15 protein-coding genes are annotated in these 20,426 nt (G+C 60.8%); 9 read left to right on the forward strand and 6 right to left on the reverse strand.

The window, feature by feature from the left end:
- Positions 1-185: 185 nt before the first annotated feature.
- From M5B98_RS09895 to M5B98_RS09925, 7 genes are all read left to right on the forward strand, one after another.
- Positions 186-2,237, forward strand: a complete 2,052-nt coding sequence (locus tag M5B98_RS09895; protein WP_085709556.1) for a putative bifunctional diguanylate cyclase/phosphodiesterase — start codon at positions 186-188, stop codon at positions 2,235-2,237.
- A 192-nt stretch (positions 2,238-2,429) separates the two neighbouring features.
- Positions 2,430-3,773 carry an imelysin family protein gene (locus M5B98_RS09900; protein ID WP_248742598.1) on the forward strand — a complete coding sequence of 448 codons (1,344 nt, stop codon included), beginning with the start codon at positions 2,430-2,432 and terminating at the stop codon, positions 3,771-3,773.
- 154 nt (positions 3,774-3,927) lie between these two features.
- Positions 3,928-5,355 (forward strand): di-heme oxidoredictase family protein, encoded by a 1,428-nt coding sequence (locus M5B98_RS09905; protein ID WP_248742599.1) that lies wholly within the window; start codon positions 3,928-3,930, stop codon positions 5,353-5,355.
- A 26-nt stretch (positions 5,356-5,381) separates the two neighbouring features.
- Positions 5,382-6,446, forward strand: coding sequence for an imelysin family protein (locus M5B98_RS09910; protein ID WP_134827940.1), 1,065 nt, complete (start codon positions 5,382-5,384; stop codon positions 6,444-6,446).
- Between the two features lie 14 nt (positions 6,447-6,460).
- Entirely contained in the window at positions 6,461-7,561 is a 1,101-nt protein-coding gene (locus M5B98_RS09915) for a DUF1513 domain-containing protein (RefSeq protein ID WP_248742600.1), read from the forward strand.
- Positions 7,562-7,707: 146 nt separating this feature from the next.
- Positions 7,708-8,856, forward strand: a complete 1,149-nt coding sequence (locus M5B98_RS09920) for an efflux RND transporter periplasmic adaptor subunit (protein WP_248742601.1) — start codon at positions 7,708-7,710, stop codon at positions 8,854-8,856.
- 13 nt (positions 8,857-8,869) lie between these two features.
- Positions 8,870-11,905, forward strand: a complete 3,036-nt coding sequence (locus M5B98_RS09925; RefSeq protein WP_248742602.1) for a multidrug efflux RND transporter permease subunit — start codon at positions 8,870-8,872, stop codon at positions 11,903-11,905.
- A 67-nt stretch (positions 11,906-11,972) separates the two neighbouring features.
- On the opposite strand, the gene M5B98_RS09930 is transcribed toward M5B98_RS09925, so the two are convergent.
- From M5B98_RS09930 to colR, 5 genes are all read right to left on the reverse strand, one after another.
- Positions 11,973-12,200: a hypothetical protein gene (locus M5B98_RS09930; protein ID WP_114885184.1), complete on the reverse strand. Its 228-nt coding sequence runs from the start codon at positions 12,198-12,200 to the stop codon at positions 11,973-11,975.
- A gap of 2 nt (positions 12,201-12,202) precedes the next feature.
- A complete protein-coding gene (locus M5B98_RS09935) occupies positions 12,203-12,916 on the reverse strand; it encodes a lipopolysaccharide kinase InaA family protein (protein ID WP_248742603.1) in 714 nt (237 codons plus the stop codon).
- Between the two features lie 4 nt (positions 12,917-12,920).
- Complete coding sequence (locus tag M5B98_RS09940) at positions 12,921-13,589, reverse strand: class I SAM-dependent methyltransferase (RefSeq protein WP_085709742.1); 669 nt, start codon at positions 13,587-13,589, stop codon at positions 12,921-12,923.
- A gap of 124 nt (positions 13,590-13,713) precedes the next feature.
- Positions 13,714-15,024 carry a sensor histidine kinase gene (locus tag M5B98_RS09945; RefSeq protein ID WP_248739238.1) on the reverse strand — a complete coding sequence of 437 codons (1,311 nt, stop codon included), beginning with the start codon at positions 15,022-15,024 and terminating at the stop codon, positions 13,714-13,716.
- Entirely contained in the window at positions 15,014-15,697 is a 684-nt protein-coding gene (colR, locus tag M5B98_RS09950) for a two-component system response regulator ColR (RefSeq protein ID WP_085709546.1), read from the reverse strand. The genes M5B98_RS09945 and colR overlap by 11 nt, the downstream gene beginning before the upstream one ends.
- A 203-nt stretch (positions 15,698-15,900) precedes the next feature.
- On the opposite strand from colR, the gene M5B98_RS09955 reads away from it, so the two are divergent.
- Positions 15,901-17,850 (forward strand): LTA synthase family protein, encoded by a 1,950-nt coding sequence (locus tag M5B98_RS09955; protein ID WP_248742604.1) that lies wholly within the window; start codon positions 15,901-15,903, stop codon positions 17,848-17,850.
- Positions 17,851-17,902: 52 nt separating this feature from the next.
- Positions 17,903-18,646 carry a phosphatase PAP2 family protein gene (locus M5B98_RS09960; RefSeq protein WP_248742605.1) on the forward strand — a complete coding sequence of 248 codons (744 nt, stop codon included), beginning with the start codon at positions 17,903-17,905 and terminating at the stop codon, positions 18,644-18,646.
- A gap of 90 nt (positions 18,647-18,736) precedes the next feature.
- On the opposite strand, the gene groL is transcribed toward M5B98_RS09960, so the two are convergent.
- Positions 18,737-20,383, reverse strand: a complete 1,647-nt coding sequence (groL, locus tag M5B98_RS09965) for a chaperonin GroEL (RefSeq protein WP_085709543.1) — start codon at positions 20,381-20,383, stop codon at positions 18,737-18,739.
- Between the last annotated feature and the right edge of the window lie 43 nt (positions 20,384-20,426).

Below are 20,426 nucleotides of genomic sequence, written 5' to 3' on the forward strand. Positions count from 1 at the left end.
GCCCCTCAAGTTGGAGAGCAAAACTACCGACACAGTACAATCAGGGCCAATACTCCAGGCAGCCGCATTTCGGCCAAGGCCACGGACAAACTTTCCGCGGTTCGATTGTCCCTTTGACTGCCAACACGGGATTGCCAATACTCATGGCAACTTGACGCTACCCGCACGGAACAAGGAATAACCCTTTGAAGCTGGAACTCAAGAACAGCTTGTCGGTGAAGTTGCTCCGGGTCGTGCTCCTGTCGGCATTGATCGTCGGCGTGGTCTTGAGCTGCGCGCAGATTGTTTTCGATGCCTATAAAACCCGCCAGGCCGTCGCCGGCGATGCCGAACGTATCCTCGACATGTTCCGCGATCCCTCCACCCAGGCGGTCTACAGCCTGGACCGGGAAATGGGCATGCAGGTGATCGAAGGCCTGTTCCAGGACGACGCCGTGCGCCAGGCCTCCATCGGGCATCCCAACGAAGCGATGCTCGCGCAGAAATCCCGTGAATTGCAGCAATCCAGCAGCCGCTGGCTGACCGACCTGATCCTCGGCCAGGAGCGAACCTTCACCACCCAACTGGTGGGGCGCGGTCCCTACAGCGAATATTACGGCGACCTGAGCATCACCCTCGACACCGCCACCTACGGCCAGGGTTTCATCGTCAGTTCGGTGATCATCTTCATTTCCGGCGTGTTGCGCGCCCTGGCCATGGGGCTGGTGTTGTATCTGGTCTATCACTGGCTGCTGACCAAGCCGCTGTCGCGGATCATCGAGCACCTCACCGAAATCAATCCGGACCGCCCCAGCGAACACAAGATTCCGCAGCTCAAGGGGCACGAGAAAAACGAACTGGGAATCTGGATCAACACCGCCAACCAGTTGCTCGAATCCATCGAACGCAACACCCATCTGCGCCACGAAGCGGAAAACAGCCTGCTGCGCATGGCCCAGTACGATTTCCTCACCGGCCTGCCGAACCGCCAACAATTGCAGCAACAGCTGGACAAGATCCTGGTGGACGCCGGCAAGCTGCAGCGCCGGGTCGCGGTGTTGTGCGTCGGGCTGGATGACTTCAAAGGCATCAACGAACAATTCAGCTACCAGACCGGCGACCAGCTGCTGCTGGCCCTGGCGGATCGCCTGCGTGCCCACAGCGGACGCCTCGGCGCCCTCGCCCGTCTCGGCGGCGACCAGTTCGCCCTGGTGCAGGCCGACATCGAACAACCTTACGAAGCGGCGGAACTGGCACAAAGCATTCTCGACGACCTGGAAGCCCCGTTCGCCCTCGATCATCAGGAAATCCGCCTGCGCGCGACCATCGGCATCACCCTGTTTCCGGAGGACGGCGACAGCACCGAGAAGCTGTTGCAGAAAGCCGAGCAGACCATGACCCTGGCCAAGACCCGCTCGCGCAACCGCTATCAGTTCTATATCGCCAGCGTCGACAGCGAAATGCGCCGCCGTCGCGAACTGGAAAAAGACCTGCGCGATGCCCTGCTGCGGGATCAGTTCTACCTCGTCTATCAACCACAGATCAGCTACCGCGATCACCGTGTGGTCGGCGTCGAGGCACTGATCCGCTGGCAACACCCGGAACACGGACTGGTGCCGCCGGACCTGTTCATTCCGCTGGCCGAACAGAACGGCACCATCATCGCCATCGGCGAGTGGGTGCTGGATCAGGCCTGCAAGCAACTGCGCGAATGGCACGATCAGGGCTTCGTCGACCTGCGCATGGCGGTCAACCTGTCCACCGTGCAACTGCACCACGCCGAGCTGCCGAGAGTGGTCAACAACCTGCTGCAGATGTACCGCCTGCCACCGCGCAGCCTGGAACTGGAAGTCACCGAAACCGGCCTGATGGAAGACATCAGCACCGCCGCCCAGCACTTGCTGAGCCTGCGCCGCTCCGGCGCACTGATCGCCATCGACGACTTCGGAACCGGCTACTCCTCGCTGAGTTATCTCAAGAGTCTGCCGCTGGACAAGATCAAGATCGACAAGAGCTTCGTCCAGGATCTGCTGGATGACGACGATGACGCGACCATCGTTCGCGCCATCATTCAACTGGGCAAGAGCCTGGGCATGCAGGTGATCGCCGAAGGTGTGGAAACTGCCGAACAGGAGACCTACATCATCTCCGAAGGCTGCCACGAAGGTCAGGGCTATCACTACAGCAAGCCGCTGCCGGCGAGGGAACTGAGCGTGTATCTCAAGCAGGCGCAACGCAGCAACGCCGCCATTCTCTGAAACCTCCGGCACTGGACTCCCCGCCACTGATAACGGGAACAACCCACGCCGTTGATCCAGCGCAACCCCTGTGCAAACAGGAAATATTTCCAGCTACAACCCTTTACACATAATGCGAAAGATTTGCATTATGTCGCAGCTTTTGCGCACCCCCGCGCCTGTCCACTCAATTACCGAAGCAGGATGTTCGCCATGATTCGTATGCCTCTGGCTACCGCCAGTCTGCTGGCCATCGCCATTTCCCTCGCCGGTTGCGGCGAAGGTAAAGACAAGGCCGCCGCTCCAGCTGCGCCGACGCCAGCCGCCAGCACCGCCGCACCGGCGACGCCTGCCGCTGTTGGTAAAGTCGACGAAGCCGCTGCCAAGGCTGTGGTCGCGCACTACGCCGACATGGTCTTCGCCGTTTACAGCGATGCCGAATCCACCGCGAAAACCCTGCAAACCACGATCGATGCATTCCTTGCCAAGCCGAACGCCGACACGCTGAAAGCCGCCCGTGAAGCCTGGATCGCCGCCCGCGTTCCTTACCTGCAGAGCGAAGTGTTCCGCTTCGGCAACACCATCATCGACGACTGGGAAGGTCAGGTTAACTCCTGGCCTCTGGACGAAGGCCTGATCGACTACGTCGACAAGTCCTACGAGCACGCACTGGGCAACCCGGGCGCCACCGCCAACATCATCGCCAACACCGAAGTACAGGTCGGCGAAGACAAGGTCGACGTCAAGGACATCACCCCGGAAAAACTCGCCAGCCTGAACGAGCTGGGCGGTTCCGAAGCCAACGTCGCCACCGGCTACCACGCCATCGAATTCCTGCTCTGGGGCCAGGACCTGAACGGCACCGGCCCTGGCGCCGGCAACCGTCCGGCGTCGGACTACCTGGAAGGTGCCGGCGCCACCGGCGGTCACAACGATCGTCGTCGTGCCTACCTGAAAGCCGTGACCCAACTGCTGGTCAGCGACCTGGAAGAAATGGTCGGCAACTGGAAGCCGAACGTGGCCGACAACTATCGCGCCACCCTGGAAGCCGAACCGGCTGAAAGCGGCCTGCGCAAAATGCTGTTCGGCATGGGCAGCCTGTCCCTGGGCGAGCTGGCCGGCGAGCGCATGAAAGTGTCCCTGGAAGCGAACTCCCCGGAAGACGAACAGGACTGCTTCAGCGACAACACCCACAACTCGCACTTCTACGATGCCAAAGGCATTCGTAACGTCTACCTGGGCGAGTACACCCGCGTCGACGGCACCAAGATGACCGGCGCCAGCCTGTCGTCGCTGGTGGCCAAGGTTGACCCGGCTGCCGACACCGCCCTGAAAAACGATCTGGCCGCTACCGAAGCCAAGATCCAGGTCATGGTCGATCACGCCAACAAGGGTGAGCACTACGACCAGTTGATCGCCGCCGGCAACACCGCCGGCAACCAGATCGTCCGTGACGCCATCGCCTCGCTGGTCAAGCAGACCGGTTCGATCGAAGCGGCTGCCGGCAAACTGGGCATCAGCGACCTGAACCCGGACAACGCCGATCACGAGTTCTGATCATCGCTGTCTGACTGAACAAGGCGACCCTCGGGTCGCCTTGTTCGTTTCGGCCGGCCTGACTTGTATCAAGCAAACGATAATTCCTCTTATTCAAACCCCCTCGCCCTGTTAGACTTTGCGCCTTTATTTTCGCCCGTCCGCAGGAAGTCTGATGCCGTCGCTGCCTCTTCGCTTGTCCGCACTGTTTCTGGCCCTTGGCCTGAGTGCCTGCGATGACGCCCCGCGTTTCACCAAGGCCGAGCCCGGCGAAGCCCGTTCCGGCGGTGCCGCGACCGTGCGCAAGACCGATCAGAATTCATTTTCCCTGCCCTCGGCCAACCTGCCACCTTCGCGTCGGGTGGATTTCAGTGTCGGCAACAGTTTCTTTCGCAGCCCCTGGGTGATCGCGCCGTCGACCACCACCGCCCGCGATGGCCTCGGCCCGTTGTTCAACACCAATGCCTGCCAGGGCTGCCACATCAAGGACGGTCGCGGCCATCCACCGCCCCCGGATGCGCCGAACGCCGTATCGATGCTGGTGCGCCTGTCGATTCCCGATGCGCCGCAATACGCCAGATTGATCGAGCAGGTCGGTGTGGTGCCGGAGCCGGTCTACGGCGGACAGTTCCAGGACATGGCCGTGCCTGGCGTCGCGCCGGAAGGCAAGGTGCGGGTCGATTACACGCCAGTGCCGGTGCGCTTCAAGGACGGCACCGAAGTCGAGCTGCGCAAACCGGTGTTGCAGTTCTCTCAGCTTGGCTACGGCCCGATGCACCCGGACACCCGTTTCTCCGCACGGGTTGCGCCACCGATGATCGGTCTGGGTCTGCTCGAAGCGATCCCCGAAGAAGCCATCCTCGCCAACGCCACCACGCAGGCCAAAGAGAACAACGGCATCAACGGCCGGCCCAACCGGGTCTGGGACGACGCGCAGCAAAAGACCGTGATGGGCCGATTTGGCTGGAAAGCCGGACAACCGAACCTCAATCAACAAAATGTTCACGCGTTTTCTGGTGATATGGGCCTCACCACGAGCCTGAGACCATTTGATGACTGCACCGACGCGCAAATCGCCTGCAAACAGGCGCCCAATGGCAATGGCCCGGACGGCGAACCTGAAGTCAGCGACAACATCCTGCGTCTGGTGCTGTTCTACACCCGCAACCTCGCCGTTCCCGCTCGCCGGGGCGTCAACGATGCTCAGGTGCTGGCCGGCAAGAGCCTGTTTTTCCAAGCGGGGTGCCAGTCCTGTCACACGCCGAAATACACCACCGCCGCCAACGCGGCCGAACCTGAACTGGCCAATCAAGTGATTCGCCCGTACAGCGATCTGCTGCTGCATGACATGGGCGAAGGCCTGGCCGACAACCGCACCGAATTCCAGGCCAGCGGCCGCGACTGGCGCACCCCGCCGTTGTGGGGCATCGGCCTGACGCAGGCGGTCAGCGGTCACACCCAGCTTTTGCACGACGGCCGCGCCCGCAACCTGCTCGAAGCCGTGCTCTGGCATGGCGGCGAAGCTCAGGCTGCGCAGCAACAGGTTTTGTCTTTCAATGCCGAGCAGCGTGCCGCGCTGCTGGCGTTCTTGAATTCACTTTAAACACTTAAAAGAATCGGGAGCCCGACATGTTCCGTCCCAAGCTGTTGTTCACCAGCCTTGCCGCACTGGCCCTCGGCGCCTGCTCACCGCAGGATCCGCAAGCCGTCACCTCGGCCGCCATCGCCAAATCGGTGATCCTGCCGACCTACACCCGCTGGGTCGAGGCTGACCGGCAACTGGCCGTCAGCGCCCTCGCCTACTGCCAGGGCAAGGAAAACCTGGAAACCGCCCGCGCCGACTTCCTGCACGCGCAGAAAGCCTGGGCCGAACTGCAACCGCTGTTGATCGGCCCGCTGTCCGAGGGCAACCGCTCGTGGCAGGTGCAGTTCTGGCCGGACAAGAAAAACCTCGTTGGCCGTCAGGTCGAGCAACTGGTCACCGCCCAGCCGCAAATCGACGCCGCCGCCCTGGCCAAATCCAGCGTCGTGGTCCAGGGCCTGTCGGCCTACGAATACATCCTGTTCGACGCCAAGCCTGACGTGGCCAATGACGAACAGAAAGCCAAATACTGCCCGTTGCTGGTCGCCATCGGCGAGCGCCAGAAACAACTGGCTGAAGAGATTCTGAGCAACTGGAACAACACCGACGGCATGCTCGCGCAGATGAGCAAGTTCCCCAACCAGCGCTACGCCGACTCCCACGAAGCGATCGCCGATCTGCTGCGGGTACAGGTCACCGCCCTCGACACCCTGAAGAAAAAACTCGGCACCCCGATGGGCCGTCAGAGCAAAGGCGTGCCGCAACCGTTCCAGGCCGATGCATGGCGCAGCCAGTCGTCGCTGACGGCGATGGAAGCCAGCCTCGCCGCCGCCAAGACCGTGTGGGAAGGCGTCGACAACAAAGGCCTGCGCGGCTTGCTGCCGGCCGAACAGAAACCGCTGGCGGACAAGATCGATGCGGCATACGCAGCCTCGCTCAAACTGTTCGGCAGCACTCAGCGCTCGCTGACCGAAATGCTCGAAGACGACGCCGGTCGCCAGCAGCTCAACGACATCTACGACAGCCTCAACGTCGTCCATCGCCTGCACGAAGGCGAACTGGCCAAGGCGCTGGGCATCCAACTGGGCTTCAACGCCAACGACGGTGACTGATGAGGGCAAGTGCCATGCTGCGACGCCAGGCTCTGACTTTAGGTAGTTTGCTGCTGGGAGCAGTGACACTGGGCGGCTGGACGCTGTTCAAGCGCAAGGATCAGAGCCCGCTGCTGCTGTCGGCGCGGGACGATACCGACGGCAAACATTACGCCGTCGGTTATCGGCTGGACGGCACCCGGGTGTTCGCCACCGAAGTCGGTCAGCGCTGCCACGACATCATCAATCACCCGACGCTGCCGATCGCGCTGTTCGTCGCCCGCCGTCCGGGCACCGAGAGCTACCTGATCGACTTGCGCGACGGTGCCTTGCTGCAGACCGTGACCTCGCAGCCGAACCGGCATTTCTACGGCCACGCGGTGATTCACCACAGCGGCGATTACCTGTACGCCACCGAAAACGACACCACCGATCCGGGTCGCGGCCTGCTCGGGGTGTACAAGTTCGAGGGTGAACGGCTGGTACACAGCGGGGAGATTTCCACCCACGGTCTCGGCCCGCATCAGGTGTCGTGGATGCCCGACGGCGAAACCCTGGTGGTGGCCAACGGCGGAATCCGCACCGAGGCCGAAAGCCGGGTCGACATGAACCTCGACGCCATGGAACCGAGCCTGGTGCTGATGCAACGCGACGGCACCCTGCTGAGCAAGGAAACCCTCGCCCAGCAGATGAACAGCGTGCGGCATCTGGGCATCGCCAGCGACGGCACCATCGTTGCCGGCCAGCAATTCATGGGGCCTTCCCAGGAGCGCTCCGAACTGCTGGCGATCAAGCGTCCGGGCCAACCGTTCGTGGCGTTCCCGGTGCCGGAGCATCAGTTGCAGTCGATGGGGCACTACACCGCCAGCGTCGCCGTGCACAGCGATCTGCGTCTGGTGGCACTGACCGCACCGCGTGGCAACCGCTTCTTCATCTGGGATCTGGACAGCGGCGAAGTGCGCCTCGATGCCCCGTTGCCCGACTGCGCCGGCGTCGGTGCGGTGAAGGACGGCTTTGTCGTGACCTCGGGGCAAGGACGTTGCCGCTACTACGATTGTCGCCAGGATGAACTGCTGGCCAAACCGCTGGATCTGCCCGCAGGGCTCTGGGACAACCATCTGCACCTGATGGCCTGAAAACCGCCGCCGGCCGTTCGGTCGGCGGTGCTCCCCTCCTCCACTTCATCCCCTCCTACCCTGTAAAAACTGGCAGTTGGAATCCCTGCCGGAGTCGGGGTAATGTTCCCGCCTGTCTCGCCTGATTTTCTCCAAGGAACTGGAATATGCTGCGTCGCCGCATGCTGATCATGTTGGGTGTTGTACTGCTGATCGTTCTGCTTCTCGCCGGTTACAAGGCCTTCTCGATCTACACGATGATCCAGGGCTTTGCCAAACCGAAACCGCCGATCAGCGTCGCCGTGGCCACAGCCGCCGAGCGCCCGTGGCAGATGCGCCTGCCTACCGTCGGCACGCTCAAGGCGCTGCAAGGTGTCGAGCTGAGCCTGGAAGTGGCCGGCACCGTGACCGAGCTCAAGTTCGAATCAGGCCAGAAGGTCAAGGCCGGGCAACCGTTGCTGCAACTCGACAGCGCCGTCGAATCCGCCTTGCTGGAAACCGCCAAGGCCGATCTCGGCCTGGCGCAACTGGATTTCGGTCGTGGCAGCCAACTGGTCGGTAGCAGCGCCATCTCCAAGGGCGAATTCGACCGACTCTCGGCGGTGCTGCAAAAGAATCGGGCCACGGTCAATCAGCTCAATGCATCGCTGGCGAAAAAACGCATCGTCGCACCGTTCAGCGGCACCATCGGCATTCGTCAGGTGGACGTCGGCGACTACCTCGCCAGCGGCACGAAAATCGCCACCCTGCAGGATCTGAGCAGCCTCTACGCCGACTTCTATGTGCCCGAACAATCAGTGCCGAAACTGGCCATCGGCCAACCGGTGCAGATTTCGGTAGCCGCGTATCCCGGCCAGAACTTTCCCGGCGCCATCAGTGCGATCAACCCGATTGTCGAAAGCACCACCCGCAACATTCTGGTTCGCGCGACGCTGGCCAACCCCGATGGCAAGTTGCTGCCGGGTATGTTCGCCAGCCTGGAAGTGCTGCTGCCGGATCCGCAGAAACACATCGTCGTACCGGAAAGCGCGATCACCTACACCCTCTACGGCAACTCGATTTACGTGGTCGGGCAGAAAAAGGCCGAGGACGGCAGCGTCGAAAAAGACGACAAGGGCCAGCCGGTGCTGATCGCCGAGCGCCGTTTCATTGAAACCGGTGAGCGCCGCGAGGGCCTGGTGATGATCAACAAGGGCGTGCAAAGCGGCGAGCAAGTGGTGACGGCCGGCCAGATCAAACTGGACAACGGCGCCCACATCGCCATCAGCGAAGACAAGACCCTCGGCGAGCCGAACAGTCCGCGTCGCGCCGACTGATCAAGGAATCCTCATGGCCTTTACCGATCCGTTCATTCGCCGCCCGGTGCTCGCCACCGTGGTCAGCCTGCTGATTGTGCTGCTGGGCTTCCAGGCCTGGAGCAAGCTTCCGTTGCGCCAGTACCCGCAGATGGAAAACGCCCTGATCACGGTGACTACCGCTTATCCCGGAGCCAACGCCGAAACCATCCAGGGTTACATCACCCAGCCGATGCAACAGAGCCTGGCGAGTGCCGAGGGTATCGACTACATGACCTCGGTCAGTCGCCAGAACTTCTCGGTGATTTCGATCTACGCACGCATCGGTTCCAACAGCGACCGATTGTTTACCGAACTGCTGGCCAAGGCCAACGAGGTGAAGAACAAACTGCCGCAGGATGCCGAAGACCCGGTGCTGAGCAAGGAATCCGCCGATGCCTCGGCGCTGATGTACATCAGCTTCTTCAGCAAGGAATTGAGCAACCCGCAGATCACTGACTACCTGTCGCGGGTGATCCAGCCGAAGCTGGCGACCCTGCCGGGTATGGCCGAAGCGGAGATTCTGGGTAACCAGGTGTTCGCCATGCGCCTGTGGATCGACCCGGTGAAGCTCGCCGGTTTCGGCCTTAGCGCCAGCGATGTGACCAATGCCGTGCGCCAGTACAACTTCCTCTCCGCTGCCGGTGAGGTGAAAGGCGAGTACGTGGTCACCAGTATCAACGCCAATACCGAACTGAAGTCAGCCGAGGCCTTCGGCAAGATTCCGCTCAAGGTCAGTGGCGACAGCCGTGTATTGCTCAGCGATGTGGCTCGGGTGGAAATGGGTGCGGAGAACTACAACTCCATCAGCTCCTTCGGTGGCACTCCCTCGGTATACATCGGGATCAAGGCAACGCCCGGCGCAAACCCGCTGGACGTGATCAGGGAAGTACGCAAGATCATGCCGGAGCTGGAAGCCCAGTTGCCGCCCAACCTCAAGAGCGAAATCGCCTACGACGCCACGCTGTTCATCCAGGCCTCCATCGACGAAGTGGTGAAAACCCTGTTCGAAGCCGTGCTGATCGTGATCGTGGTGGTGTTCCTGTTTCTCGGTGCCCTGCGTTCGGTGGTGATCCCGGTGGTGACCATTCCGCTGTCGATGATCGGCGTGATGTTCTTCATGCAGATGATGGGTTATTCGATCAACCTGCTGACCCTGTTGGCGATGGTGCTGGCCATCGGTCTGGTGGTGGACGATGCCATCGTCGTGGTGGAAAACATCCACCGGCATATCGAGGAAGGCAAGACCCCGCTGGAGGCCGCACTCGAAGGCGCCCGGGAAATCGCGATGCCGGTGGTGTCGATGACCATCACCCTGGCGGCGGTGTATGCACCGATCGGATTCCTGACCGGGCTGACCGGGGCACTCTTCAAGGAGTTCGCGCTGACACTCGCCGGGGCCGTGGTGATTTCCGGCATCGTCGCCCTGACGCTGTCGCCGATGATGTGCGCCCTGCTGTTGCGTCACGAGGAAAACCCCAGCGGACTTGCCCATCGTCTCGACCGCATCTTCGAAAACCTCAAGCGACGCTACCAGAGCATGCTCCACGGCACGCTCAACACCCGGCCGGTGGTGCTGGTGTTCGCGGTGATCGTGCTGTGCCTGATTCCGGTGCTGCTCAAGTTCACCAAATCGGAACTGGCGCCGGACGAAGACCAAGGCATCATTTTCATGATGGCCAACGCGCCGCAACCGACCAACCTCGATTACCTGAACACCTACACCGAAGAATTCGTGAAGATCTTCAAGGAATTCCCGGAGTACTACTCCTCGTTCCAGATCAACGGCTACAACGGTGTGCAGAGCGGCATCGGTGGTTTCCTGCTCAAACCGTGGAACGAGCGCAGCCGCACCCAGATGCAGATTCTTCCCGAGGTACAAGGCAAGCTCGGCAGCATCCCGGGTCTGCAGATCTTCGGCTTCAACCTGCCCTCCCTGCCCGGCACCGGCGAGGGCCTGCCGTTCGAATTCGTGATCAACACGGCCAACGACTACGAGCTGTTGCTGCAGGTGGCCGACCGGATCAAGAAGCGTGCGATGGAGTCGGGCAAATTCGCGTTCGTCGACCTCGACCTGGCCTTCGACAAACCGGAAGTGGTGGTCGATATCGACCGTGCCAAGGCGGCGCAGATGGGCGTGTCGATGCAGGATCTGGGCGGTACCCTCGCGACCTTGCTCGGCGAGGCGGAGATCAACCGGTTCACCATCGAAGGCCGCAGCTACAAGGTGATCGCCCAGGTTGAACGGGCCTATCGCGACAACCCGGACTGGCTGAACAACTACTACGTGAAAAACACCCAGGGCGAGTTGCTGCCGCTGTCGACCCTGATCACCGTGACTGACCGGGCACGTCCGCGACAGCTCAACCAGTTCCAGCAACTGAACGCGGCGAAGCTGTCCGGGTTCCCGCTGGTCAGCATGGGCGAAGCCATCGACAGCGTCGTGCAGATCGCCCGGGAAGAAGCACCTGCGGGTTTTGCCTTCGACTACGGCGGTGCCTCGCGGCAGTTCGTCCAGGAAGGCAGTGCGCTGTGGGTGACCTTCGCCCTGGCGCTGGCGATCATCTTCCTGGTGCTGGCGGCGCAGTTCGAGAGTTTCCGCGACCCGCTGGTGATTCTGGTGACCGTACCGTTGTCGATTTGCGGGGCGCTGATTCCGCTGTTCCTCGGCTGGTCGAGCATGAATATTTACACCCAGGTCGGGCTGGTGACGCTGATTGGTCTGATCAGCAAGCACGGGATCCTGATCGTCGAATTCGCCAACCAGTTGCGCAAGGAGAAAGGCCTGACGGCCCGCGAGGCCGTTGAAGAGGCGGCGGCGATTCGCTTGCGTCCCGTGTTGATGACCACTGCCGCCATGGTGTTCGGCATGGTGCCGTTGATCATCGCCAGTGGCGCGGGCGCGGTGAGCCGTTTCGATATCGGCACGGTGATTGCCACCGGGATGTCGATCGGGACATTGTTTACGCTGTTCGTCCTGCCCTGTGTCTACACCGTGCTGGCCAAACCCGATCCCACCCCCGCCCCGTAACCGCCATTTTCACACGCGCACAAAAAAGGCCTCGCATCTGCGAGGCCTTTGGCTCGTTTCAATCGATTCAACTCTGCGGCCTCATCCCTTGAGAAAGCCCGAACATGAACAGCAGCAAATCATGGTCGGGTTTGGTTGCCACCGAGGCTTTCGCCACCCGTGGCATCGGACAATGGGCATCGCTGCTCGATGCCCCGATCACTTGCATGCGTGGCTGTTCCCAGGCCGCCACCGCCAAAGATGCAACTGCCAAGGCTCCTACCAGAAACAAACCTCGCGCAATTTCTAGTTTCATCGCTATAAACCCTTGATAGCGCTGCCAAACGCCGTCTCATAAAAATAGACGAGTTTTTTCCAGTCCGTAGGGCTGAACGACGAGTGGCGGCGCAATTGTTTCATGTCATGGGAGGCCGCACGGTAAGCGGTCAGGCGCTGACGGCATTTTTCCAGATCGATCAGGGCCACTTCGACCTTGGCCGAGTCGCCTTCGCCAGTGACGCGGACAAAGACGTGCTTGATGTAAATGCAGCTGTGCTGCCAACGGCCCTTGTGCATGCGAGCCAGGTTTTCGGCGAGGTCCTTGAGCACGCGTTCATACACGGCTTCACCGTACTGCTCGCGGCCACCTGCCGCTTCCCACTGTTCAAGTTCCTGGAAACCGTCCAGCGACTTGGTGACCAGCAACGCCCGCCATTTGTGCTGTGGATCAGGCTGGGCCCCGCAAAAAACGATTTCCGGCACCCGGACGCCAAGTCTGGCTACGCCGGTCAATGCATCCAGTTCACGCAATACGGTCGGCCGACCGAACGGATGCAACCAGCTGCGATAGATATGTCCTGTCTGGCGTTTGGCATACAGCAGTTGACCATCGCGCCCCGCCACCCGCTGCACGCCACTTTCGCCACCACGACGCACGTTGGGTTCTTCCACCCACTCACCGCGCTGGTTCCAGTAGTAGTCAAAGCGATCCTGGGGAGCGACTCCCGTTTCTGCTGCAAATTGCACTGCCATCCTCTTACCTCTTGCGTAATACGTAAACTCGCCACATGGCATAGAGCGGAATGAAGTCCAGTTGTTCCTGGATTCTGAATCCTGCCTCTTCGAATTCCTTTTCAACCGTAGCGGCCGGTAACACAAACCGGTTCTGATAACCTTCCTGGCCGCGGCGTTTCTCCGCGCGCTTGCGTTTCCAGGCCTTGAAATTGCCGTCTACCCACAACGAAACGATCACACTGTCCCGGGTAACGCGTTCGAATTCGCGCAAAATCGTCCGCCGATGCTCTGCTTCGCCGATGTGGTGCAGCAGACGCATGCAGAAAATGCTGTCCACGGAGTTGTCAGGCAGCGCGATATCGAACGCCGAGGTGTGCAAGGGTTGTACCCGCTTAACCACATCCGCCGGCTGGGCCTGCATCGCCGTCTTGATCATCGACTCGGAATTGTCTGCCCCGATGATTACCCGATTGGGCTTTTCTGCCAGCAACGGCCAGAAACGTCCGGCACCGCACGGCAGATCCAGCACCAGTCCCGGTTCGCCAACCAGCGTCAGCGCCTTGCGGGCCAACTGCTGATCACGCCAGTTGGACAGGCGACGCCCCAGACCATCCTGGTGCTTGCGCAGATATTTCTGCGCATGGTTGTCGTCGTACTTCTCGGAAAAATCGAGTTTGATCGGGCCGGCCATCATCGGGACTCCTGAATTGCTGATATCCCCACCTTATGCAGGGGCGTGTCAGCGTCAGGTCATCCCTTTGTGAAAAAAACGTCGCGTAAACCCACGAACTATTTCAAGGTTATACAGGTTTTGTTCAGGTTGGCAGCTTTTTTGTGCCATTTGGGAGGGATTCTTGTTTGCCCAGATCTACCTCGAAACGGCAGCCATTGGGATCCATCGTACTCAAAGTCACGCTCCAGCCCTGGTTTTCACAGATGCGCTGCACCAATGACAACCCCAGTCCAAGGCCTTCTCCGCGTTTTTCATTGCCACGCACGAACGGTTTGAACATTTCCTCGCGCTTTTCCTCGGGAATGCCTACACCCGAGTCCTCGACCACGAAACCGTTGTCGTTGAGTGTCAGCCGGATGAACCCCTGCTCGGTGTAGTGCAGGGCATTGCGCAGCAGGTTACCCATCACGGCATTGAGCAGTGTGGCGTTGTAACGGGTGTCCGGCGGGTTGCCCGGCTCGAAAATCAGCTTCAACCCTTTGGATTCGATCGGCTCGCGCCACACGCCCAACAGATTGTCCGCCACCTGACCGAGACTGTGCCGGGGCGCCGCCCCTGCATCTTCGCGCTGGGCACGGGCCAGCATCAGGAAGGTCTGCACCAGTTCGCGCATTTCTTCGCTGGCACGGGCAATACGCTCGACCTGGGCGCGGCCGCGCTGATCGATGCCCGGGTTCTCCAGCAGCAGCTCACAGGAGGTGGCCAGTACCATCAGCGGTGTGCGCAATTCGTGGCTGACGTCACTGGTGAACAACCGCTCACGGGTCAACGCCTGACGCAAACGCCCGAGCGTCGCATCGAAGGCCACCGCCAGTTCACCCACTTCGTCAGCGGCGTAGTCCGGCGCCAGCGGCGGTGCCAGCCCCAGCAACTGATCGCGATGACGCACCTGACGCGCCAGCCGGACCACCGGCGCCATCACCTTGCGCGCCAGCACCCAGCCGAGGAAAACCGCCAGCGCCAGACTGAGCACGAAGCCCACCAGCACCACGGCAAACAGCACGCGCTCACGCTCTTCGAAATCGCTTTGATCCTGCAACAGCACGTAACGCCGACCGTCGACGATTTCGACCATCGCGTGATAGGACAGTTGCTCGCGGAAGACTTCGTGGAATCCCGAATCCAGATGCCGCAGGTCCTTGGGCAACTCGAAGTCCCCTGGGCCGCCGCTGAAATAGAACAACTGGTCCGGCTCGGGCCGATGGCTCCAGTCCGAAACATTGTCCATCAGCAACAGACGCTGCAGGTCGCCGCCCAGTCCAGCAGAAATCAGTTTTTCTTCCACCAGGTGCACGGTCGCGACAATGCCCATGGCGAAGGCCCCCGCCACCAGTGCGCTCATCAGCGCAAAAGCGATGATGATCCGCTGGGCAAGGCTCTGCTTAAACTCCATCGCGGCCCTCGGCCAAGCGATAACCCACGCCGTGCACGGTGTGCAGCAGTGGTTTGGCGAACGGTTTGTCGATCACCTGACGCAATTGGTGGACGTGGCTGCGCAGGCTGTCGCTGTCCGGGCAATCGTCGCCCCAAAGGGCCTCTTCGAGAATTTCCCGACGCAGGACGTGCGGGCTCTTCTGCATCAATACCGCGAGCAGTTTCAGGCCCACCGGGTTGAGCTTGAGCAGCTTGCCTTCGCGGGTCACTTCCAGTGTGTCGAGATCGTAGCTCAGGTCGCCGACCTGCAAGGAGCGTCGACCGCCGCCCTGAGTACGGCGCATCACGGCCTCGATCCGCGCAGCCAGCTCCGACAGCGCGAAGGGCTTGACCAGGTAATCGTCAGCCCCGGACTTGAAGCCCTGCAAGCGGTCATCGAGCTGATCGCGGGCGGTGAGCATGATCACCGGCGTGTCACGACGGGCATCTTCGCGCAGGCGTTTGCACAGGGTGTAGCCGTCGATACCCGGCAACATGATGTCGAGCACGATCAGGTCATAGTGCTCGGTGGCTGCCAGATGCAGGCCCGACAGACCGTCCTGGGCGCAATCGACGGTATAGCCTTTCAGGCCCAGGTAATCGGCCAGGTTGGCCAGGATATCGCGGTTGTCTTCGACCAATAGAATTCGCATGGGCACCTCTTCCGTACACAGTAACGGCCGTCATGGCCCGCGCAGCTTAAGGCCTGTTTCGGCTCAGGGCCAGCGCTGGTGCCCCGGCAGATGAAATTGTCCGGACGAAATAAATCTTTAACAAAGTTTTCACTATCGATTCACAACCTGACTACAGTGGCGCCGCGAAACTCCCGCGCCATTGATAAAAGGAAAAGAAAACAATGGGTTTCTTCAAGACAGCGCCTATGCGCTATCTGTTGTTGGTCACCGGCGCCTGGCTGGTCGTGTTTCTCCTCACTCGCACCGTACTGCTGCTGACTCATCTGGATGAGGCCGGTGGCGGTGCGTTGTCCATGTTCGGCGTCGGCCTGGTCTACGACCTGGGCTTTCTCGCCTACGCGGCTCTGCCGATGGGCCTGTATCTGCTGCTGTGCCCGCCGGGCCTGTGGCGGCGGCGCGGTCACCGCTGGTTCCTGCAGGGACTGCTGACGGTCAGCCTGTACGCCATGCTGTTCACGGCGGTGGCGGAGTGGCTGTTCTGGGATGAGTTCGGGGTGCGCTTCAACTTCATCGCCGTCGATTATCTGGTGTATTCCGACGAAGTGCTGAACAACGTGCTGGAGTCCTACCCGATCGGCAAGTTGCTGAGCATCCTGGCGGTGCTGGCCATCGCGTTGAGTTTCGCGCTGCGCAAACCGTTCAACGCGGCACTGGATGCCCCGCTGCCGCCATTGCGCGGGCGCCTGCTCAATGCATTGGCGCTGCTGGTGGTCGCCGGACTCAGCCTGCAAATGATCAGCCAGGACGCCCCTCGCGCCCAGGGCGGCAATGCCTATCAGAACGAACTGGCGAGCAACGGCCCGTATCAGTTCTTCGCCGCGTTCCGTAACAACGAGCTGGACTACAGCCAGTTCTACAAGAGCCTGCCAGCGGACAAAGTCGCCGGTCAGATGCGTGCCGAACTGAACGAGCCCAATGCCCGCTTCGTCGGTCAGGATCCGCAGGACATCCGTCGCGATATCGACAACCCGGGCGTCACCCGCAAGCCGAACATCGTGCTGGTGACCATCGAGAGCCTCAGCGCCAAATACCTGGGCAGCAATGGTGATGGCCGCAACCTGACGCCGAACCTCGACGCGCTGCGCAAGCAGAGCCTGTACTTCAACAATTTCTACGCCACCGGCACTCGCACCGATCGGGGTCTGGAAGCCATCACCTTGGCTATTCCACCGACGCCGGGCCGTTCGATCGTCAAGCGCATCGGTCGCGAAAGCGGTTTCGCCAGCCTCGGCCAGCAATTGAGCGCTGTCGGCTATGACAGCGTGTTCGTCTACGGCGGGCGTGGCTACTTCGACAACATGAACGCGTTCTTCAGTGGCAACGGCTATCGCGTTGTCGACCAGAGCAGCGTCGACGAGTCGGAGATTCACTTCAAGAATGCGTGGGGCATGGCCGACGAGGATCTGTACAAGCAGACCCTGAAACTGGCAGACGCCGACTACGCCAAGCAGCAGCCTTTCCTGTTGCAACTGATGACCACCTCCAACCATCGTCCGTACACCTACCCGGAAAACCGCATTGACATCAAATCCGGTAACGGTCGCGATGGTGCGGTGAAGTACACCGACTACGCCATCGGCCAGTTCCTGGAGCAGGCGCGGCAGAAACCGTGGTTCGACAACACGATCTTCATCTTCGTCGCCGACCACACCGCCGGCAGCGCAGGCAAGGAAGACCTGCCGATCACCAACTACCAGATCCCGCTGTTCATCTATGCACCGAAGCTGATCGAGCCACGGGAAAACGCGCAACTGGCCAGCCAGATCGACCTCGCGCCGACGCTGCTGGGGCTGCTGAACCTGGATTACCAATCGACGTTCTTCGGTCGCAACCTGCTGGCGGACAACCCGCTGCCACCTCGAGTCGTGGTGGGCAACTATCAGCATCTGGGCCTGTTCGACGGCAAGGATCTGGCGATCCTCAGCCCGCGCCAGGGCCTGCGTCGGCATGACGACGCACTGACCGAAAGCCGCGAGTCCCGGGTCAACAGCGACGACCCGCTGGTCAGCCGCGCCATCTCGTATTACCAAACCGCCAGTTATGGCTTCAAGCAACAGCTGCTTGGCTGGAAAGCACCCAAGGAGGGTGCCGCGCAAGTCAGCGATCGTTAATCGAAGCGCCCCGGACTGATGCTCCGGGGCGTTTTCCCGTTCTGGACCCGTCATGTCATCAAGCGTTGTACGCCCTGCCCCTCGCCCGCTGAACTTCTGGCTGTGCCTGGGGATTCCCGCCGTCGCGGCTGCCCTTCTAATCCTGCTGGAACTGACCGACCTGGACATGAACCTGGCCCGGATGTTTTATGACCCCGCCGCCGGCGACTTCATCGGGCGCCACAGTTACTTCCTGGAAAACATCCTTCACGATCGCGCCAAACAGGTGGTGATCGCGTTTTCGGTGTTTTCCGTCATCGGTTTCATCGGCGCGTTTTTCATCGACCGGATCAAACCGTACAAGCGTGAACTGGGCTGTCTGGTGCTGTCCCTGGGCCTGGCGACTTCGTTCGTGACACCGATGAAAGCCGTCACCGCCGTGCAGTGCCCGTGGAGCCTCGAGCAGTTCGGCGGCCATGAAACCTACAGCAAACTGCTGGATCACCGCCCGCCGACCGACAAGCCCGGCCGCTGCTGGCCCGGTGGTCATGCGGCTACGGGGTTCACCTTGTTTGCGCTGTTCTTCGTGCTGCGTGATCGTCGCCCGCGACTGGCGCGACAGGCGTTCATCTTTGCCTTTGCGCTGGGTTCGGTGTTCTCGATCAGCCGGATGATGCAGGGCGCGCACTTCTTTTCGCACAACGTGTGGACGGCGATTTTCTGCTGGCTGATCTGCCTGGGGTCGTATTACTGGGTGCTGTATCGCCCGACCGTCAAAGCGGAAGCGGTCATGAAGACACAACCGGTTAACGCCTGATTACTCAAACGCCAGATAACAAAATCAGGACAATAAAAAACCCCGCCTGCTCATCGCAGGCGGGGTTTTTCGTTTCGGGGTAAGGCTGGCTTACATCATGCCGCCCATGCCACCCATGCCGCCCATGTCCGGCATACCGCCGCCTACTGCACCTTCTTTCTTCGGTGCATCAGCAACAGCGGCTTCGGTGGTCAGGATCAGACCGCCGATCGACGATGCAGCTTGCAGAGCCGAACGGGTTACCTTGGTTGGGTCCAGGATGCCCATTTCGATCATGTCGCCGTATTCGCCAGTCGCAGCGTTGTAACCGAAGTTACCTTTGCCGTTCTTGACTTCGTTGACCACAACGCTTGGCTCGTCGCCGCTGTTGGCAGCGATCTGACGCAGCGGTGCTTCAACGGCGCGACGCAGAACAGCGATACCTACGTCCTGGTCGGCGTTGTCGCCTTTCAGGTTGATGATCGCGTTCAGAGCGCGGATCAGCGCAACGCCACCGCCAGGTACCACGCCTTCTTCAACGGCTGCGCGGGTTGCGTGCAGGGCGTCTTCAACGCGGGCTTTCTTCTCTTTCATTTCAACTTCGGAACCGGCGCCAACCTTGATCACTGCAACGCCGCCGGACAGCTTGGCCAGACGCTCTTGCAGTTTTTCACGGTCGTAGTCCGAGGAAGTCTCGGCAACCTGGGCACGGATCTGAGCGATACGCGCCTGGATGTCGCCTTCAACGCCAGCACCGTCAACGATGATGGTGTTTTCCTTGGACAGGGTCACGCGCTTGGCGCTGCCCAGGTGTTCCAGAGTGGTGCTTTCCAGGCTCAGGCCGATCTCTTCGGAGATAACGGTACCGCCGGTCAGAACGGCGATGTCCTGCAGCATGGCCTTGCGACGGTCGCCGAAGCCTGGAGCCTTGACGGCTGCGACTTTGACGATGCCACGCATGTTGTTCACTACCAGAGTCGCCAGGGCTTCGCCTTCAACGTCTTCGGCAACGATCAGCAGTGGACGGCCGGCTTTGGCAACGGCTTCCAGCACTGGCAGCATTTCGCGGATGTTCGAGATCTTCTTGTCGACCAGCAGGATCAGCGCGCCTTCCAGCTCGGCAACCATGGTTTCCGGCTTGTTGACGAAGTACGGGGACAGGTAGCCACGGTCGAACTGCATGCCTTCTACGACCGACAGTTCGTTTTCCAGGCCCGAGCCTTCTTCAACGGTGATCACGCCTTCTTTACCGACTTTTTCCATGGCTTCGGCAATGATGTCGCCGATGGAGTTGTCGGAGTTGGCGGAGATGGTGCCAACCTGAGCGATCGCTTTGGTGTCGGTGCATGGTGCGGACAGCTTTTTCAGCTCGGCAACGACAGCGATGGTCGCTTTGTCGATACCGCGCTTCAGGTCCATCGGGTTCATGCCGGCAGCGACGGCTTTCAGGCCTTCGTTGACGATCGACTGAGCCAGAACGGTAGCGGTGGTAGTACCGTCACCAGCGTCATCGTTGGCACGGGAGGCAACGTCTTTGACCAGCTGCGCGCCCATGTTTTCGAAACGGTCTTCCAGCTCGATTTCCTTGGCAACGGAAACGCCGTCCTTGGTGATGGTCGGAGCGCCGAAGCTCTTCTCGAGGATCACGTTACGGCCTTTCGGGCCCAGGGTCGCTTTTACCGCGTCAGCCAGGACGTTTACGCCAACCAGCATTTTCTTGCGGGCGGAATCGCCGAATTTAACTTCTTTAGCAGCCATGATCGATATTCCTTAAATACTTTGTAGTAGCGGGAAAATGAAC

The sequence above is a fragment of the Pseudomonas sp. MWU12-3088 genome (assembly GCF_023242405.1).
GTDB lineage: Bacteria > Pseudomonadota > Gammaproteobacteria > Pseudomonadales > Pseudomonadaceae > Aquipseudomonas > Aquipseudomonas kribbensis.

Bases quoted from the DNA above. Each gene is read 5' to 3' on its own strand.
- M5B98_RS09900 (WP_248742598.1), top strand. From the start codon at position 2,430: ATGATTCGTATGCCTCTGGCTACCGCCAGTCTGCTGGCCATCGCCATT.
- M5B98_RS09905 (WP_248742599.1), top strand. From the start codon at position 3,928: ATGCCGTCGCTGCCTCTTCGCTTGTCCGCACTGTTTCTGGCCCTTGGC.
- M5B98_RS09910 (WP_134827940.1), top strand. From the start codon at position 5,382: ATGTTCCGTCCCAAGCTGTTGTTCACCAGCCTTGCCGCACTGGCCCTC.
- M5B98_RS09915 (WP_248742600.1), top strand. From the start codon at position 6,461: ATGCTGCGACGCCAGGCTCTGACTTTAGGTAGTTTGCTGCTGGGAGCA.
- M5B98_RS09920 (WP_248742601.1), top strand. From the start codon at position 7,708: ATGCTGCGTCGCCGCATGCTGATCATGTTGGGTGTTGTACTGCTGATC.
- M5B98_RS09925 (WP_248742602.1), top strand. From the start codon at position 8,870: ATGGCCTTTACCGATCCGTTCATTCGCCGCCCGGTGCTCGCCACCGTG.
- M5B98_RS09930 (WP_114885184.1), bottom strand. From the start codon at position 12,200: ATGAAACTAGAAATTGCGCGAGGTTTGTTTCTGGTAGGAGCCTTGGCA.
- M5B98_RS09935 (WP_248742603.1), bottom strand. From the start codon at position 12,916: ATGGCAGTGCAATTTGCAGCAGAAACGGGAGTCGCTCCCCAGGATCGC.
- M5B98_RS09940 (WP_085709742.1), bottom strand. From the start codon at position 13,589: ATGGCCGGCCCGATCAAACTCGATTTTTCCGAGAAGTACGACGACAAC.
- M5B98_RS09945 (WP_248739238.1), bottom strand. From the start codon at position 15,024: ATGGAGTTTAAGCAGAGCCTTGCCCAGCGGATCATCATCGCTTTTGCG.
- colR (WP_085709546.1), bottom strand. From the start codon at position 15,697: ATGCGAATTCTATTGGTCGAAGACAACCGCGATATCCTGGCCAACCTG.
- M5B98_RS09955 (WP_248742604.1), top strand. From the start codon at position 15,901: ATGGGTTTCTTCAAGACAGCGCCTATGCGCTATCTGTTGTTGGTCACC.
- M5B98_RS09960 (WP_248742605.1), top strand. From the start codon at position 17,903: ATGTCATCAAGCGTTGTACGCCCTGCCCCTCGCCCGCTGAACTTCTGG.
- groL (WP_085709543.1), bottom strand. From the start codon at position 20,383: ATGGCTGCTAAAGAAGTTAAATTCGGCGATTCCGCCCGCAAGAAAATG.